The 16017-nt window shown below is 72.7% G+C and carries 14 protein-coding genes; 11 read left to right on the top strand and 3 right to left on the bottom strand.

Annotated elements, in window-relative coordinates; translation table 11 throughout:
• The first annotated feature begins 70 nt into the window (after positions 1–70).
• The 4 genes from CHF16_RS31800 (at position 71) to CHF16_RS31785 (ending at position 2583) form a co-directional block, all read left to right on the top strand.
• Positions 71–265, top strand: coding sequence for a DUF4244 domain-containing protein (locus CHF16_RS31800; RefSeq protein WP_089329862.1), 195 nt, complete (start codon positions 71–73; stop codon positions 263–265).
• A gap of 11 nt (positions 266–276) precedes the next feature.
• Entirely contained in the window at positions 277–654 is a 378-nt protein-coding gene (locus CHF16_RS31795; protein WP_089329861.1) for a TadE family type IV pilus minor pilin, read from the top strand.
• A 36-nt stretch (positions 655–690) separates the two neighbouring features.
• Positions 691–1113 carry an Rv3654c family TadE-like protein gene (locus CHF16_RS31790; RefSeq protein ID WP_342750149.1) on the top strand — a complete coding sequence of 141 codons (423 nt, stop codon included), beginning with the start codon at positions 691–693 and terminating at the stop codon, positions 1111–1113.
• Between the two features lie 207 nt (positions 1114–1320).
• Entirely contained in the window at positions 1321–2583 is a 1263-nt protein-coding gene (locus CHF16_RS31785) for a hypothetical protein (protein WP_089329859.1), read from the top strand.
• Positions 2584–2803: 220 nt separating this feature from the next.
• Here CHF16_RS31785 and CHF16_RS31780 read toward each other — a convergent pair whose 3' ends face one another.
• A complete protein-coding gene (locus CHF16_RS31780) occupies positions 2804–3397 on the bottom strand; it encodes a TetR/AcrR family transcriptional regulator (RefSeq protein ID WP_089329858.1) in 594 nt (197 codons plus the stop codon).
• Between the two features lie 115 nt (positions 3398–3512).
• Between CHF16_RS31780 and abc-f the strand changes: the two genes are divergently transcribed.
• The 3 genes from abc-f (at position 3513) to CHF16_RS31765 (ending at position 6374) form a co-directional block, all read left to right on the top strand.
• Complete coding sequence (gene abc-f, locus CHF16_RS31775; protein WP_089329857.1) at positions 3513–5150, top strand: ribosomal protection-like ABC-F family protein; 1638 nt, start codon at positions 3513–3515, stop codon at positions 5148–5150.
• Between the two features lie 36 nt (positions 5151–5186).
• Entirely contained in the window at positions 5187–5831 is a 645-nt protein-coding gene (locus CHF16_RS31770) for a CatB-related O-acetyltransferase (protein ID WP_089329856.1), read from the top strand.
• 171 nt (positions 5832–6002) lie between these two features.
• The gene (locus tag CHF16_RS31765) at positions 6003–6374 is read left to right on the top strand and encodes a hypothetical protein (RefSeq protein ID WP_089329855.1); all 372 of its coding nucleotides are present in this window, start codon (positions 6003–6005) and stop codon (positions 6372–6374) included.
• Between the two features lie 8 nt (positions 6375–6382).
• On the opposite strand, the gene CHF16_RS31760 is transcribed toward CHF16_RS31765, so the two are convergent.
• Positions 6383–8695 (bottom strand): DEAD/DEAH box helicase, encoded by a 2313-nt coding sequence (locus CHF16_RS31760; RefSeq protein WP_089329854.1) that lies wholly within the window; start codon positions 8693–8695, stop codon positions 6383–6385.
• Between the two features lie 247 nt (positions 8696–8942).
• Here CHF16_RS31760 and CHF16_RS31755 point away from each other — a divergent pair, with 247 nt between their 5' ends.
• The 4 genes from CHF16_RS31755 (at position 8943) to CHF16_RS31740 (ending at position 13709) form a co-directional block, all read left to right on the top strand.
• Positions 8943–9296: an STAS domain-containing protein gene (locus tag CHF16_RS31755; RefSeq protein ID WP_021597910.1), complete on the top strand. Its 354-nt coding sequence runs from the start codon at positions 8943–8945 to the stop codon at positions 9294–9296.
• Between the two features lie 18 nt (positions 9297–9314).
• Positions 9315–9755 (top strand): ATP-binding protein, encoded by a 441-nt coding sequence (locus tag CHF16_RS31750; RefSeq protein ID WP_089329853.1) that lies wholly within the window; start codon positions 9315–9317, stop codon positions 9753–9755.
• A 752-nt stretch (positions 9756–10507) separates the two neighbouring features.
• A complete protein-coding gene (locus tag CHF16_RS31745; protein WP_245869600.1) occupies positions 10508–12967 on the top strand; it encodes a sodium-translocating pyrophosphatase in 2460 nt (819 codons plus the stop codon).
• A 274-nt stretch (positions 12968–13241) separates the two neighbouring features.
• A complete protein-coding gene (locus CHF16_RS31740) occupies positions 13242–13709 on the top strand; it encodes a SixA phosphatase family protein (RefSeq protein WP_089329851.1) in 468 nt (155 codons plus the stop codon).
• A gap of 2 nt (positions 13710–13711) precedes the next feature.
• On the opposite strand, the gene CHF16_RS31735 is transcribed toward CHF16_RS31740, so the two are convergent.
• Positions 13712–15961 carry an FUSC family protein gene (locus CHF16_RS31735; protein WP_143228192.1) on the bottom strand — a complete coding sequence of 750 codons (2250 nt, stop codon included), beginning with the start codon at positions 15959–15961 and terminating at the stop codon, positions 13712–13714.
• Positions 15962–16017: the final 56 nt, after the last annotated feature.

Raw genomic sequence — 16017 nt, 5'->3', positions numbered from 1 at the left:
CTCGGTTCGGCCGCCGGCCGGCGCACTCGCCCGGCAGCCTGAACGCGAACCACGAGCGAAAGGAGCCCGCATGCGGGCGATGAAGATGGTGATGCGGCGATGGTCCAGGACGTGCGCGGACCGGGGGATGTCGACCGCCGAGTACGCGGTCGGCACCATCGCGGCGGCGGCCTTCGCCGGCCTGCTGTTCAAGATCGTGACGAGCTCGCAGGTGAAGTCCCTGCTCTTACAGATCATCGAGAAGGCCCTCAAGATCGCGAGCTGAGGGACCGCGGGATGGCCACGGCGGAGATCGCCGTGGCGCTCCCCGCCCTCGTGCTGGTCACCGCGGCCGCGCTGTGGGGCTTGATGGCGGTGACCGTACAGCTCACCTGTACGGACGCCGCCCGGACCGGAGCCCGCGCGGCGGCCCGCGGAGAGTCCCTCACCGCGGTTCGCGAGCTGGTGGTGAGGGCGGTTCCGAAGGGCGCGACCGTGCGGGTGCACCGGGACGGGGCCACGGTCCGCGTGGACGTCTCCGCCCCGGTGCGGGCCCCGGCCGCGATCGGCCTTCCACCCCTGATGGTCGAGGCCCACGTCGCAGCTCCGGCCGAACCCGGCGTGGGCCCCGACTCCGCTTCCGCGCCCGCCGGCCAGGCCCGGCGGCCGCCCTGATGCTCCCGGGCATGCCGGGCGGCCGCCGGGCGGTGGATGGAAGGGGAGATGGGGCCGGACTGCCATGGGTGGAGGGGAGGAGCCGTGAAGTGGACTCTTGGGGCGGATCGGGGGGCGGGGACGATCTGGGTGGTGGCCTTCGCCGCCGTCGTGTGGGTCGGCGGGGTGGCGGCGATCGCGGCCGGCGGGGTGCGGGCAGCGCGGCATCGGGGTGACGCGGCGGCCGACATGGCGGCGTTGGCGGCGGCCGGCCGGGTGGCTGAGGGCGGTCGTCCGGCGTGCGCGCGGGCTCGGGAGGTCGCGGCCGGATCGGGTGCGCGGCTGGCGCAGTGCCGGGTCCGGGGCGGCGTTGTCGAGGTCTCGGTGGCCGTCCCGCTGAAGGTGCCGATGGGAATCGGGAGGCCGCGCGTCATTTCCCGGGCCAGGGCTGGTCCTGTGGGGCGGGACGGCGTACCCTGACGCGACACGACTCGTTGCACTGATTGTCAATAGAATGGGAGGAGTCGCGGAGGATGCCCACGCGTTCGGCTTTGTCATCTCTCTGTGACTTCTGCTACCCAGTGGTACGTTACGCTGCTGTAAGCGCATAGTTATCGCCAGAAGCGGTGTGCCCCCGCGAGGCCCGGCGGGACGAGACGAGCAGGACACTGTCGAAGGGACTCAGGCGTGACCATCACTCGCAGGATCGGTGCGATCGCGCTCGCGGCGCCCCTTGCGATGAGCTTCCCGATACTCGGCGCCCTGCCGGCGCAGGCCGCCACGACGAGTGTGATCGCCCCCGCGGACGGCGCCGTCATCACGAGCGGCTCCCAGGTGACCGCCAAGGCCCACTTCGACTTCGCCATCACGATGCAGCTGCGGGTGAGCGGCCCCGGCATCGGTGACACCTTCCTCGCGGAGCGGGGCCTCTCCGGCGACATGTCCGGGACTTTCCCGATCACGCGGAACGGGACCTACAAGGTCTTCCTGCGGGGCAAGCAGACCGGCCACATCTACGACTCCAACACCTTCACCGTGCGGATCGCCCCGGCGGCCCCCGGCGGCGTCAGCGCGAACGTGTCGGGCGGCAAGCTCGTCGTGAAGTGGAGCCGGGGCGTCGAGGACGACCTCACCGGCTACGCGCTCTCGGGTTCCGGCGTGAAGTCCAAGTCCGGCTCGCCGGCGTCCCTGTGCCAGGGGACGAGCTGCTCCGCCACCCTGTCGCTGACCAGGTCGAGCGGTGCGGTCTCCGTGGGCGTCCGGGCGATGCGGTCGAACGGGAACGGCGGGACGCTGTACTCCACCACCTCCACGGCGACGGCGCTGGTGGGCGGTGGCGGAACCGGCTCGACGGTCCCCGGCGGCTCCGCGCCGTCCCTCCCGTCCAGTTCGAGCGTGCCGAGCGCCAGCACGCCGCTGACGCCGTTCAACAACGAGTCGCCGATCACGCTGCCGTCCGTCCAGCCGGAAGGCGCGACGCCCGGCCTCGCCTACCCCGCGCCGCAGATCGCCACCGACGCGCCCAAGGCGCAGAACGTCGCGGCGACCGACCGGCTCCAGTGGGGGAAGAGCGTGGGCATCGCGCTGATCCTCCTGATCGTCGCCGCGCACCTCGGCACGTGGACGCGCCGCCTGCGGGTCGCCCAGGCCGGCACGAGCAGCAACGGCATGGCGGCCCGGGTCGCGCGCAGCGGGACCGGCCGGAAGCGGGTCAAGAAGGCGCGCGAGCACATCGCCCGCGCTGAGGCCCGCGCCAAGACGGCCCCGGTCATGTCCGCCGTCGCGGCGGCCAAGCCCGCCGGCGTGAAGGACGGCGGCCGTGCGGCGGCCAAGACCAAGGCGAAGTCCGCGCGACGCTCCGCGAGTGCGGGCAAGGGGTCCGGCGGCGTGAACGTCCGGATCGCCAGCCCGGAGGCCAAGCCCAAGCGTGGCGGCCGCCGCCGCAAGTGAACCGACCGGCCGTTCCTTAGCGACTCGGCAGACGCCACTCTCGCCGAGGGCGTCCCGTGGGTGCGCTCTGCCCAGGACCGCCGCAGTCTCATGTCCGCAAAGCGCGCGCTCATGTTCGCAAGCGCGCGTTCTCCGGCTGCCCGTGTTGGACATGGCCGGGCGCGGGTGGGCCGTGCTGGGTCGCCGTGGCCAGATGTTCGCCGGATGGAGTGTGGGGGCGTCAGATGAAGGCGCCGGACTTGGCGGCGAGGGTGGTGGTTCGTGCCGCGTGGGCCGGGAGGTGCGGGTCGTGGGGCGTGCGGAGTAGGACCAGGTGGTGGTACAGGGGGGCCGTGGCGGAGATCAGGAGGCGGCGGGCGTCGGTGCCGGGCGGGGTCTCGCCGCGTTCGACGGCTCGGGTGACGACGATCTCGCAGCGGGTGTAGCGGTCCTCCCAGAGGCGCTGCTGGGCGCGGGCGGCCTTGTCGGAGCGGAACGAGGCGGCGATCAGGGCGGCCATGATCGGCGGCTCGGCCGCCATGGCGTCCTGGATCTCGCGGTTGAGGGCCGTCAGGTCGCCTTCGAGGGTGCCGGTGTCCGGTGGGCGCCAGTCGTCGGCGCCGGCCTCGTCGAGGACGTCGGCGAGGAGGCCGCCGACGTCGGTCCAGCGCCGGTACACCGTGGCGCGGTGGACGCCGGCGCGGGCGGCGACGGCGTCCACGGTGAGTCCGTCGTAGCCGTGCTCGCCGAGTTCGGCGCGGACCGCGTCGAGTACCTGTGCGCGGATGCGGGCGGTGCGGCCGCCCGGGCGGCGGGCGGCTGTGGCGGAGTTCATTCCCGGTCGTCCGTTGCTCTGGGGGAGGGGCTGTGGCAGCATCTTAATGCATCAGTTGTCGTATTAGTGGAGTGATCGGTGCTCATCCGAAGCGTTCGTCGCGTCCCGTCCCCGAATGCTTTGGAGTGCTCGCTTGTCCGCACAGATCACCGCGCTCGCCGTCGGCAAGTCCTACGACGGCCGGGTCGTCCTCGATGAGGTGACCTGCTCGCTCGCCGCCGGCGGGCGCACCGGGATCATCGGCGAGAACGGCTCCGGCAAGAGCACCTTGCTGCGGCTGCTCGCCGGACGTGAGCGCCCCGACCGGGGCGAGGTCGTCGTCCAGGCCGACGGCGGCATCGGCTACCTCGCTCAGGACGAGCGGCTCCCGCCCGGCGAGACCGTCCAGCAGGTCATCGACCGGGCGCTGAGCGATCTCCGGAGGGTCGAGCGGCGGATGCGCCGCCTGGAGGCCGCTATGGCGGCCGGCGACGAGTCGGGGATGGCCGAGTACGGCGAGCTGCTGACCGTCTTCGAGCTGCGCGGCGGCTACGACGCCGATGCCCGCGTTGAGCGGGCGCTGCACGGGCTCGGCCTCGGGCTCGTGGGCCGCGACCGTACCGCGGGAAGCCTGTCCGGAGGGGAGCAGGTCCGGTTGCGGCTGGCGGCCGTCCTGGCGTCCGCGCCGGAGGTACTGCTCCTGGACGAGCCGACCAACCACCTCGACGAGAGCGCGCTGGCCTGGCTGGAGGAGCACCTGCGCACCCGGCGGGGGACGACGGTCGCGGTCTCGCACGACCGGGACTTCCTTGAGAACGTCGCCACGGACCTGCTGGAGGTGGACGCCGACCGGCGCCGTGTCGTGCGGTACGGGAACGGCTACGCCGGCCACCTCGCGGAGAAGGCGGCGGAGCGGCGGCGGTGGGCGCAGGCGCAGGAGCGGTGGCGGGCCGAGGTCGACCGGCTCCGCGAGGCCGCCGCGACCACGGCCCGGCAGGTGGCTCCCGGCCGTGCGATGAAGGACGGCAACAAGATGGCGTACGACCGGGCGGGCGGCCGCGTGCAGCAGTCGCTGGCCAGCCGGGTCCGCAACGCCGAGGAACGGCTCCGCCGCCTTCTCGCCGACCCGGTCCCGGCCCCGCCGGAACCGCTGCGGTTCACCCCGGTGCTGGGCGCTCGCCCGCTGCGGGGTGCCGTGCTCGAAGCGGACGGCATCGCCGTCGCCGATCGGCTCGCCCCCGTGAGCCTCACCGTTTCCGCGGGAGAGCACGTGCTGGTCACGGGCCCGAACGGAGCCGGAAAGAGCACACTGCTCCGCGTCCTGGCGGGTGAGCTGGAGGCGGATGCGGGGAGCGTCGTCCGCCGCGGCCGGATCGGCTACCTGCCCCAGGAACCGGTGTTCGATGACGCGGACGAGCCGCTGCTGGCCGCCTTCGCCCGCGGACGCCCCGGACATCCCGACGAGCACGCCGAACTGCTGCTGTCCCTCGGCCTGTTCGAGCCGGACCGGTTCACGATGCCGGTCGGGCGGCTGTCGACCGGCGGGCGGCAGCGGCTCGCGCTGGCGCGCCTGCTCAGTGCCCCGGCGGACGTCCTACTGCTCGACGAGCCCACCAACCACCTGTCGCCCGCCCTCATCGAGGAGCTGGAGGCCGCGCTGACCGGGTACGAAGGCGCCGTCGTCATCGTCAGCCACGACCGCCGGTTGCGGCGGCGCTGGTGGGGCGCCCGGCTGGCCATGCGGGCGGATCGGACGTCCGGCGCCCGAGCCTGACATCTCCCGGCATCGCCAGAGAAAGGACGCGATCACATGCCGCCTGTCCCCGCCGACCCGACCGTGGTGCACCCGATACCCGGCCAGCCGCGCGTGGTGCTGCTGAAGCCGCTGGTCACCTCCCGCCTGATCGAGGTCGGAGAGTTCTCCTACTACGACGATCCGGACGACCCGACGGCGTTCGAGACCCGCAACGTCCTGTACCACTACGGGCCGGAGAAGCTGGTCATCGGGAGGTTCTGCGCGCTCGGCGAGGGCGTGCGGTTCATCATGAACGGTGCGAACCACCGCATGGACGGCCCGTCGACGTTCCCCTTCCCGATCATGGGCGGCTCCTGGGCCGAGCACATGGACCTGATCACCGGCCTGCCGGGACGCGGCGACACGGTGCTCGGCAACGACGTCTGGCTCGGATACCGGGCCATGGTGATGCCCGGCGTCCGCATCGGCCACGGCGCGATCATCGCGTCGGGGTCCGTGGTGGTGGACGACGTCCCCGACTACGGCATCGCAGGCGGCAACCCCGCCAGACTGCTGCGCCGCCGCTACGGCGAGGACGACATCCGCCGGCTCCTGGCCCTGGCCTGGTGGGACTGGCCTCTGGAGCACATCACCGAGCACATCCGCACGATCATGTCCGGCGGCGTCGACGAGCTGGAGCGCGCGGCGCCGACCGGCTGAGGGCGGCGTCCCGGCAGGTGGGAGGGCTGTTGATCAGGCGGGCTGGCGGGGCGTAGGGGCAGGGTCTAGGCTGCCTTGCCAGTCGGATCGCCCGGATAGTCCGGCAATGCGTCCCTGTCGTCCGAGACCTCGGCCCTGTCCCGTTCGGGCCTGACGGAGAGGAGACCCCGCATGATCTTTCTGGGGCTGATCGTCGCGCTCGCCGCCACCGCGGCCGGTGTCGCCATCGTGCTGGACAACTCCGGTGCCGCCCGGCTGACCGTGTTCGGGGACGAGATTCCCGGGGTCACGCAGCAGTGGCACATCTTCATGGCCGGTGCCGTGGTCGCGATCGTGTTCATGGCCGGGGTGATGGTCGCGGCGCTCGGGTTCCGCCGGGCGATGAACGTGCGGCGGGAGCTGCGCGAACTGCGGGACGAGCACGAGGAGTCCCTGCAGACGCTCGAACTGGAGCGGCGCAAGCTGCAGCAGGCGCTCGCCCAGGCGCGCCGCGGCATGGGCGACCAGCCGTCCGTCCCGGCCCAGCGCGTCGCGCCGAACTGAGGCCCGGTCTACTCCGGGGCCTTGGCGAGGAGGACGTCGAGGAGCGAGAGCGCGCCGTGCTTGTCCAGGGGGTCGTTGCCGTTACCGCACTTCGGTGACTGGATGCAGGACGGGCAGCCGGACTCGCACTCGCAGGACGCGATCGCGTCGCGGGTGGCGCGCAGCCAGGAGGCGGCGTCCGCGTAGCCGCGTTCGGCGAACCCCGCACCGCCCTCATGGCCGTCGTATACGAAGACGGTAAGGAGCTCTGTGTCGGGGTGGAGTGCCGTGGACACGCCGCCGATGTCCCAGCGGTCGCATGTGGCGAACAGGGGAAGCAGACCGATCGAGGCATGCTCGGCCGCGTGGGCGGATCCCGCCAGGTCGAGGTCGTCGTCCAGGGCGGACACCTGTGCTTCGGAGAGCGTCCACCAGACCGCGCGGGTGCGGAGGGTGCGCGGCGGTAGGTCCAGGGGCTTCTCGCCGAGCATCTCCCCCGTTTGCATGCGGCGCATCTGGTAGGCGACCACCTGCCGGGTGACCTCGACCGTTCCGAAGTTGAGCGTGGCCTCGCCCCAGGAGATCGAGCGCAGCCGTTCGACGATGCTGATGTCGGTGACATCGCGGGCGGTCGTCGAGTAGTCGGGGTCGGCCGCTTCCACGAGCGCGACCGAGTCGTCCAGATCGAGGGTCTGGACGATGTAGGACTCGCCCTGGTGGATGTACACCGCGCCTTCATGGACGGTGGTGTGCGCCGAAGCCTCGTCCACGGTGCCGAGAAGGCGTCCCGTCGACATTTCCACGACCTGGACGGGAGCGCCGCCCGCCCCGCGGATGTCGGCCAGGTCGGCGGCCCTGTCGCGGCGCGTCCAGTACCAGCCCGCGGGCCGGCGCCGGAGGAGGCCCCGGCGGACGAGGTCGGGCAGCAGGTCTTCGGTCGCCGGGCCGAACAGGGGGATGTCGTCCTCGGTGAGCGGGATCTCGGACGCGGCGGAGCAGAGGTGCGGTTCCAGGACGTACGGGTTGTCCGGGTCGAGGACGGTCGCCTCGACCGGCCTGCCGAAGATCGCCTCGGGGTGGTGGACGAGGAACGTGTCGAGGGGGTCGTCCCGGGCGACCAGGACGGAGAGGGCGGCCTGCCCGGACCGTCCGGCGCGTCCGGCCTGCTGCCAGAGCGACGCCCGGGTGCCGGGCCAGCCGCAGACGAGGACGGCGTCGAGCCCGGAGACGTCCACCCCGAGCTCCAGCGCGTTCGTACTGGCCAGGCCGATGATGGAGCGGGAGCGGAGGGCGGCCTCCAGCGCACGCCGCTCCTCGGGGAGATAGCCCGCGCGGTAGGCGGCGACCTGGTCGGCCAAGTCGGGGCTGACCTCGTGCAGCGCGCGCTTGGCGCTGAGGGCGACCGACTCCGCCCCGCGCCTGGAGCGGACGAACGCGAGCGTCTGGACGCCTTCGACGACGAGGTCCGCCAGCAGGTCGCCTGCCTCGGCCGTAGCGGTACGGCGGACGGGTGCCCCGCGCTCACCGCGCAGTTCCGTCAACGGCGGTTCCCAGAGCGCGAACGTCGCCGGGCCGCGCGGCGAGGCATCGTCGTCCACCGCGACCACGTCCACCCCGGTGAGGCGGGATGCGGCCCACTCCGGGGATGACGTCGTCGCAGACGCGAGGATGAACGTGGGGGACGCGTGGTACCGCTTGCACACCCGGCGCAGGCGGCGCAGCACCTGCGCGACGTGCGACCCGAACACACCGCGGTACCCGTGGGCCTCGTCGATGACCACGTACCGGAGGCGGCGCAGGAAGGACGACCACCGGGCGTGCCCCGGCAGTATCGACCGGTGCAGCATGTCGGGGTTGGTCAGCACGTAGTTCGCGTGCCGGCGGACCCACGTCCGCTCGTCCTGCGGGGTGTCGCCGTCGTAGGTCGCCGCGCGCACACGCGTGAGGTGCAGGGAGCGCAGTGCGCGGAGCTGGTCGGCGGCGAGGGCCTTGGTCGGCGACAGGTAGAGGACGGTCCCTTCGTGGCGCGGGTTCTCCTCGCCCGCATAGATCGCGTCGATGCAGGGCAGCAGGTAGGCGAGGGATTTTCCGGACGCGGTCCCTGTGGCGATGATCACAGACCGGCCGGCGCGGGCGTGCTCGGCGGCCGCCGCCTGGTGCTCCCAGGGCGCCTCGATGCCCGCCGCGGCGAGCCGCTCGACCAGCAGCGGCGTCGCCCAGGACGGCCACCCGGCCCGTCGGCCCCGACGTGCGGGAACGCTCTCCACATGGGTGATGCGGTCGCGGCGCGAGGGGTCGGCGAGGAGCCGGTCGAGGGGAGTTGAAGATCTTTGGACGCCCATCAGGTTTTCAGTTTGCCAGCCGGGGCACAACAACGGGAACGCCCCGGCGTCGGTATGCCCGTCCCCCCGACCCGGTCGATGGATCAGCAGGTCAGACGGGATGGCGCGAACTTTCGCCCGAGTGGGCGATTACGTGCGTGTACGACGCCGGAGCGTGGTTGAATCACGGCGAAGTCTCGGTGGCCGGCCACCGTCCGGCGGTTCGGGCATCGGGATCGGATAGTGCTGCACGGCGCGTGGAGGATCTGTGGACCTGAAGGTGAACGACTACACCACCGACGATGGCCTCACCGTCATCAACGTGGAGGGCGAGATCGACGTCTACACGGCGCCGAAGCTTCGCGAGAAGCTCATCGACCTGGTCAACAAGGGCAAGTTCCACCTGCTCGTGGACATGGAGAAGGTGGAGTTCCTGGACTCCACCGGCCTCGGTGTCCTCGTGGGCGGGCTGAAGCGCGTCCGCGCGCACGACGGTTCCCTGGAACTGGTCTGCACCCAGGAGCGCATCCTCAAGATCTTCCGGATCACGGGGCTGACCAAGGTCTTCGGCATCCACGACTCGATCGCCGAGGCCGAGGAGAAGCGCAAGGGCGCCAAGTAGGCGGCCCGCGGCTCGAAGATGTCGACCGTTGAACTGTCCTTCAGCGCGCTGCCCGTCCACGTACGGACCGCCCGCCTGATCGTGACCGCCGTGGCCCGCCGCAGTGGCGTCGCCGAGCCGCTGCTGGACGAGGTCAGGCTCGCGGTCGGCGAGGCGTGCTCGCGCGCCGTGGAGGCGCATCGCCGGCACTGCCCGGACGAGCCCGTCCGGCTCGAACTGAACGGCGCCGACCGCCGTTTCGAGGTGACCGTCAGCGACACCGTCCCGGGCGACGGCACGCCGAGCGACCTCTCGGCGGCCCTGGACGAGGGCGAACTGGAGTCCGGCTGGGGCGAGGGGACCGCCGAGCTGGGCCTCGCGGTCATCGCCGGGCTCGCGGACGATGTGGAGATCGCCGCGACGCCCAAGGGCGTCCAGATCCGGATGAGCTGGCCCGCCGAGGCCGAGGCGACCATCTGAGAAGCGCGCGCCCCCACCGACGACTCAAGGCCCCGCCACCCCCGGCGGGGCCTCAGTCGTCTCCGCACCCCGCGTAGCCCCGGCCGGCCCCTCTACAGCTCCCCTCAGCGCCCGTCCCCGCCCCGGCCCTCTCACACGCCCAGAGCCGTGACCCCCGCCTGGGCTCCTCACACGCTCAGCACCGCGACCCGGTCCTGGCCGACATCGCCGCTCAGCACCGCGTCCCGCGCGCTTGCCCGGTGGTTGCCGCGTGTCCGACCTTCGCTTCCGGCTCGCGGGGTCGCCGTCGTCTGGTGGGGCGGTTCTGGTGGACGAGGTTTTTGGGGGTGGTGGGGCTGGTGTTACTCGTGGTGTGAGATTCTCGTGCAGTTGATCTCGGTTCATCCGATTTGGGCCTGGACATAATCCGTGTTAATGCCTAGCTTGAATGGGACGCCGGTCGCCGGGCCGATGCGTCCGCCGCCGTATGCCGCAATCGGGGCGTCGGTGAGGTAAGGGACGGTTTACCCCGGCTGACCTGCGGCGATGGCGCGCGCGTGGGCGTATGGGTCAAATCCCGGCGTATTGCTCGTTGCATTTCGGCGACATCTCTGTGAAGGGCCGTGCGGCCTTAACATTCGACTTGCGCGTGCGTAGACTCCCGGCACCCGCGTTGCCGTGCGAGGTGTTCGAAATCATGACTCGCGGGGTACGCGGTAAAGATCGTCTTCTTTGTGACGATCGAGTCGCAACGCCCCTGTCGAGGAGGACGGATGTCCGGGTTTTCCCTGTCAAGCCCGGCCAGCGCAGAAGTGGATCTCGGCGGCGGCGACCTCTCCCTGGTCGTCGTCGTCGCCGTGATCGCGCTGCTCGCACTGGCCGTCGCCGCGGGTCTCGTCCGCGATGTCCTGGCCGCGGGCCAGGGCACCGCCAAGATGCAAGAGATCGCGCGGGCCGTACAGGTGGGCGCGAGCGCCTACCTGAAACGCCAGTTCCGAACGGTCGCGGTCTTCGTCGTGCTGATCCCGCTCGTTCTGCTGCTGCTCCCCGCCGACTCGACGAGCGAGCGGATCGGCCGGTCGATCTTCTTCGTCATCGGCGCGCTGTTCTCCGCCGTCACCGGGTTCACCGGCATGTGGCTCGCGGTGCGCGGCAACGTCCGGGTCGCCGCGGCCGCGCGCGAGGCCGACGGCGAGAAGACCGCGATGCGGATCGCGTTCCGCACCGGCGGCGTCGCCGGCATGTTCACCGTCGGCCTCGGCCTCTTCGGCGCGGCGGTCGTCGTCCTCGCCTACCAGGGCGACGCGCCGAAGGTGCTGGAGGGCTTCGGCTTCGGCGCCGCGCTGCTCGCCATGTTCATGCGGGTCGGCGGCGGCATCTTCACCAAGGCCGCCGACGTCGGCGCCGACCTCGTCGGCAAGGTCGAGCAGGGCATCCCGGAGGACGACCCGCGCAACGCCGCGACGATCGCCGACAACGTGGGCGACAACGTCGGCGACTGCGCCGGGATGGCCGCCGACCTGTTCGAGTCGTACGCGGTGACGCTGGTCGCCGCGCTCATCCTCGGCACCGCGGCGTTCGGCACCGAGGGCCTGGTGTTCCCGCTGATCGTCCCGATGATCGGTGTGATCACCGCGGTGATCGGCATCTTCGCGGTGGCGCCCCGCGCCGGGGACCGCTCCGGCATGTCGGCGATCAACCGCGGGTTCTTCATCTCCGCGGGCATCTCGGCGGTCCTGGTGGCGATCGCCGCGTTCGTGTACCTGCCGTCGTCGTTCGCCGACCTGAAGGGCGTCACCGACGAGGCGATCCGCGGGCTGGACGCCGACCCGCGCTGGGTCGCGCTCGGCTCGGTGATCATCGGCATCGTGCTGGCGAGCGTCATCCAGCTGCTCACCGGCTACTTCACCGAGACCAACCGCAAGCCGGTCAAGGAGGTCACCGACAGCGCCCGGACGGGCCCGGCGACCGTCATCCTCTCCGGCATCTCGCTCGGCCTGGAGTCGGCCGTCTACACCGCGCTCGTCATCGGCGGCGCCGTGTACGGGGCGTTCCTGCTCGGCTTCGGCAACACCACCGTCGCGCTGTTCGCGGTGGCGATGGCCGGTACCGGGCTGCTGACCACGGTCGGCGTCATCGTCTCGATGGACACCTTCGGGCCCGTCTCCGACAACGCCCAGGGCATCGCCGAGATGTCCGGGGACGTGCAGGGCGAGGCCGCGTCCGTGCTGGAGCGGCTGGACGCCGTCGGCAACACCACCAAGGCGATCACCAAGGGCATCGCGATCGCGACGGCGGTGCTCGCCGCGACCGCGCTGTTCGGCTCGTTCCGGACGACGGTGATCGCGGCGCTCAACGACGCGTCCGACAGCGCGAAGGACGCGATCGGCGCCGAGTTCCTCGACTTCAACCTGTCGATCGCGAGCCCGAACGTGCTGATCGGGCTGATCGTCGGCGCGGCCGTGGTGTTCCTGTTCTCCGGCGTGGCGATCATGGCGGTGGGCCGGGCGGCCGGCCGGGTCGTGGTGGAGGTGCGCGAGCAGTTCCGCACCAAGCCCGGGATCATGGACTACTCCGAGAAGCCCGACTACGACCGGGTCGTGGACATCTGCACCCGGGACGCGCAGCGCGAGCTGGCCACCCCCGGCCTGCTGGCGATCATGACGCCGATCGCGGTCGGCTTCGCGCTCGGGTACGCGCCGCTCGGCGCGTTCCTCGGCGGCGCCATCGCCGCGGGCGTGCTGATGGCGGTGTTCCTCGCCAACTCCGGCGGCGCCTGGGACAACGCCAAGAAGCTCGTCGAGGAGGGCCACCTCGGCGGCAAGGGCAGCGAGGCGCACGAGGCGACGATCATCGGCGACACGGTCGGCGACCCGTTCAAGGACACCGCCGGTCCCGCGATCAACCCGCTGATCAAGGTGATGAACCTGGTCGCGCTGCTGATCGCGGACGCGGTGGTGACCTACGCGGGCAACACGGCGCTGCGCGTCGGCGTGACCGTGCTGTCCGTCGCGGTCGTCGTCGCCGCGATCGTGGTCTCCAAGCGCCGCGCCGACCCGATCGCCGACGCGGCGCCCGCGGGCGGCGCGCCGGTCGAGGGCGGCACGTCCGGCAAGGGCTCGGTGGACGGCGGCAAGGCCGAGGCCGTCGAGGGGGCCGCTCCCGAGGAGGCGGCCGTCGGCGCCGACGCCAACGGTGCGGCCACCGAGGAGGAGTCCGCGAAGAAGGGGTAGACGCATCACCCTGGAAGGGCCGGCGGCGCAGCCACCGCCGGCCCTTCCGCATGTCCGGGGGCGGGTCCGGAGCATGGGCGGGCCGCCGTACGCTTGAGGGGAGGGCCGGACGTCTCCGGCTCCGGACGGAATTCGGGAGGCGCTGTGGCGAGCGGCGGCGGGAAGCCGGCGATGTCGGGGCCCAAGGGGTTCGCCCTCGTGCTCTGCGGGATGCTCGGCATCCTTCTCGTGCTGTGGGGGCTCGCGGCGCTCGCCGCGCCCTAATCTGGCGGTCATGCCCACGCTCATCGTGCTCCGGCACGCGAAGGCCGTCACCGGGTTCGGCACGGCCGACATCGACCGCGTCCTCACCGACCGGGGGCGCCGCGACGCCGCGGCGACGGGGGACTGGCTGCGCGCCGGCGGCCTCGTCCCGGACCGCGTGCTCTGCTCGCCGGCGGCCCGCACGCGGGAGACGCTCGACCTGCTCGCGGTGGACGCCCCGGTCGACTACGAGCCGGTGATCTACGCCAACGACGCGGACGAGCTGCTCGCCCTCACGGCCGAGGCCCCCGAGGACGCCGGGACGCTGCTGCTCGTCGGGCACAACCCGTCCGTGCACCAGTTCGTCCACGACCTGACCGGGCGGGCGCCGGCGGCGTTCCCGACCTGCGCGCTCGCCGTGGTCGACCTGCCGGGCGCGTGGAGCGAGACCAGGCCCGGCCTCGGGACGCTCCGCACCGTCCGCACCCCGAAGGGCTGAGCTCAGGGGCGGGGCGCCGCCGCGATGAGCGACGACTCGACGACCGTCCCGGCGTCCCGGCGCAGCGACCTGATCGTGTAGGCGGTGCCGGACACCTGGAGCAGCGCCTGCCGGAGCGGGGTGACCTCCTCGCGGTCGACGCCCGCCTTGATCTCGGCGCGGCGCCGCCGGGTGATCGTGGACAGGTGCGAGTCGAGGTCGGCGAGCTCCTCGTCCAGCTCCTGGACCGGCGGGACGTCCTTCGGGTCGAGGCCCTCCGGCTCCTCCAGCAGGACGGCGGCCTCCTCGAACTCGTCGGCGAGCCGGTCGAGGATCTCGGGGACCGGCCCGATGTCGACGGCCTTCTCCCGGGACAGCCGGGCGACCGCGATGAGGTGGTCGCGGGTGCGGTGCGCGGCGTCCACGGCGGTCCGCAGCTCGTTGATCAGCTCGGTGTCGGGCACCCGCTCCTGGCCGAGCCGGGCGCGGGTCTCGGCGACGGCCTCCGCCGCCCGCTCGGCCGCGACGATCGTCTCGTGCGGCAGCCGGACCTGCTCGCCCGCGAGGACGTCCGCCGTCGCGCGGACGAGGTCGGCGTGCGTGCGCAGCAGCCGGTTCAGCTGCGCGGGGAGCCGCTCCAGGTGCCCGGCGGGCCACAGCAGCCGGACGGCGAGGTACGACAGCGCGGTCCCGGCGATGGTCAGGCCGATCCGCTCCCCCGCGGTGCGCCAGTCGGCGGGGGTGTTGAAGTCGAGCAGCATCATCGCGAGCGGCGTCCCGAACAGCGCCCAGTAGGCGAAGTTCACCGACCGCATCGCGAACCCGGCCACGGCGAAGCCGAACGCGATCACGGCGACGGTGAGCTGCCCCGGCGCCAGGGTGAGGATGACCGCGGCGACGGCGGACCCGGCCGCGGTGCCGCCGACGCGCTGCACGAGCCGGTCGACGGTCTCGCCGTAGGTGGCGCGCAGGCTCAGCATCGCGGTGATCGTCAGCCAGTGCCCGTGCGCGATGCCGAGCGCGGCGGTCAGCGCCATCGACACCACCGCCGTCACGAACACCCGCGACACCTGCCGGAAGGCCGGGGAGCGGGTGCGGACGGCGCGGCGCATCCGGTCCAGCACCGGCATCGGGTCGAGGCTGCCGGGCAGCCGCGGCGGCCCGATCCCGATCCGCAGGCCGCTCGCGACGATCCGGCGGGCGGAGGCGACCTCGCCGGCGATGCGGTCGATGGAGCGGCGCACCTGGCCGATCAGCGCGACCGCGACGAGGTCCTCGTCGCCGGCGAGTCCGGCGCGCCGGATGTGCTCGGCCGCCCGGCCCATCCGCCGCACGGCCGCGGACTCCTCCCGGCCGAGCGGCGCCTCGCCCTCCGTCGCGACCGCCCCGGCGAGCAGCCGCAGCCGCGCCGCGAGCGCGGAGATCGCGGTCTGCGCCTCCAGCCGCCAATCGCGGTCCGGCGGGTAGTTCTTCGCCGCCTCCACGACGGCCTGGAGCGTCACCGTCTCGTGCAGGATGCGGCTGAGCGCGTCGATGAACCGTTCGGGCCGGGTGGGGTCGCTGCGGCCGCGTCCCGTCCGGTACAGGCGGTAGGTGGCGCGGGCGTCGGTGAGCGCCTCGGACGCGGCCCGCCGCTTGGCCTCCCAGTCCGGGATCCGGGTGACGGCCCGCAGGTCCGGGTCGGTGATCTCGACGGCGTCGAGCGTGCCGGCGTCGGGGCCGGGGACGTCCTCGGCGACCGCGTCCAGCGCCTCGGCGACCGCCTCGGCGCACTCGCTGAGCGACGCCCGCAGCGGGCGCAGCCGCCGCGCGGGCCACGGCGCGAGCAGCAGCGCGGCGGTGAGCATCCCGCCGATCAGCTCCAGCAGCCCGATGGACAGGACGCTGCCGGACGGCGGCCGGACCGCGCTGAGCAGCACGGCCAGCCCGGCGGTGGACCCGATCCGCGGCACCGCGACGCCGAGCGCGATCAGCGGCGGCACCACGATGACGGTCGGCCACAGGTGCCCGCTGAGCAGCCCGCCGACGCCGGACCCGATGGCGACGACCAGCACCCCCACGGTGAGGCTGCGGGCCTGCGCCCCGTACGGCCCCTCAGGGGCGCGCAGCGCCACCAGGTACGCGCCGAGGGCGATCATCGAGCCCTGCGCGGCGTGCCCGGTCAGCGCCCCGGCGAGCAGCGGCACCGCCACCGCGATGGCCGCGACGACCCCGTACATGGGCGTCGCCTGCCCGTGTACCTGAACGTACGCCTTCCGCGCACGCTGCAGCACCGCCGGTCCCTCCGCCTTCAGTCGCCCGCTCGCGGAGTGCCCTCCCCCCGCGCCTC

The organism is Actinomadura meyerae (assembly GCF_900188445.1).
Classification (GTDB): domain Bacteria; phylum Actinomycetota; class Actinomycetes; order Streptosporangiales; family Streptosporangiaceae; genus Spirillospora; species Spirillospora meyerae.
This window is presented reverse-complemented; position numbering and strand designations above follow the sequence as displayed.

Excerpts from the sequence above, each read along its gene's own strand:
- CHF16_RS31770 (WP_089329856.1), top strand. The coding sequence starts at position 5,187 with ATGCCGCCTGTCCCCGCCGACCCGACCGTGGTGCACCCGATACCCGGC.
- CHF16_RS31780 (WP_089329858.1), bottom strand. The coding sequence starts at position 3,397 with ATGAACTCCGCCACAGCCGCCCGCCGCCCGGGCGGCCGCACCGCCCGC.
- CHF16_RS31750 (WP_089329853.1), top strand. The coding sequence starts at position 9,315 with ATGTCGACCGTTGAACTGTCCTTCAGCGCGCTGCCCGTCCACGTACGG.
- CHF16_RS31800 (WP_089329862.1), top strand. The coding sequence starts at position 71 with ATGCGGGCGATGAAGATGGTGATGCGGCGATGGTCCAGGACGTGCGCG.
- CHF16_RS31760 (WP_089329854.1), bottom strand. The coding sequence starts at position 8,695 with ATGGGCGTCCAAAGATCTTCAACTCCCCTCGACCGGCTCCTCGCCGAC.
- abc-f (WP_089329857.1), top strand. The coding sequence starts at position 3,513 with ATGCTTTGGAGTGCTCGCTTGTCCGCACAGATCACCGCGCTCGCCGTC.
- CHF16_RS31790 (WP_342750149.1), top strand. The coding sequence starts at position 691 with ATGGAAGGGGAGATGGGGCCGGACTGCCATGGGTGGAGGGGAGGAGCC.
- CHF16_RS31765 (WP_089329855.1), top strand. The coding sequence starts at position 6,003 with ATGATCTTTCTGGGGCTGATCGTCGCGCTCGCCGCCACCGCGGCCGGT.
- CHF16_RS31745 (WP_245869600.1), top strand. The coding sequence starts at position 10,508 with ATGTCCGGGTTTTCCCTGTCAAGCCCGGCCAGCGCAGAAGTGGATCTC.
- CHF16_RS31740 (WP_089329851.1), top strand. The coding sequence starts at position 13,242 with ATGCCCACGCTCATCGTGCTCCGGCACGCGAAGGCCGTCACCGGGTTC.
- CHF16_RS31795 (WP_089329861.1), top strand. The coding sequence starts at position 277 with ATGGCCACGGCGGAGATCGCCGTGGCGCTCCCCGCCCTCGTGCTGGTC.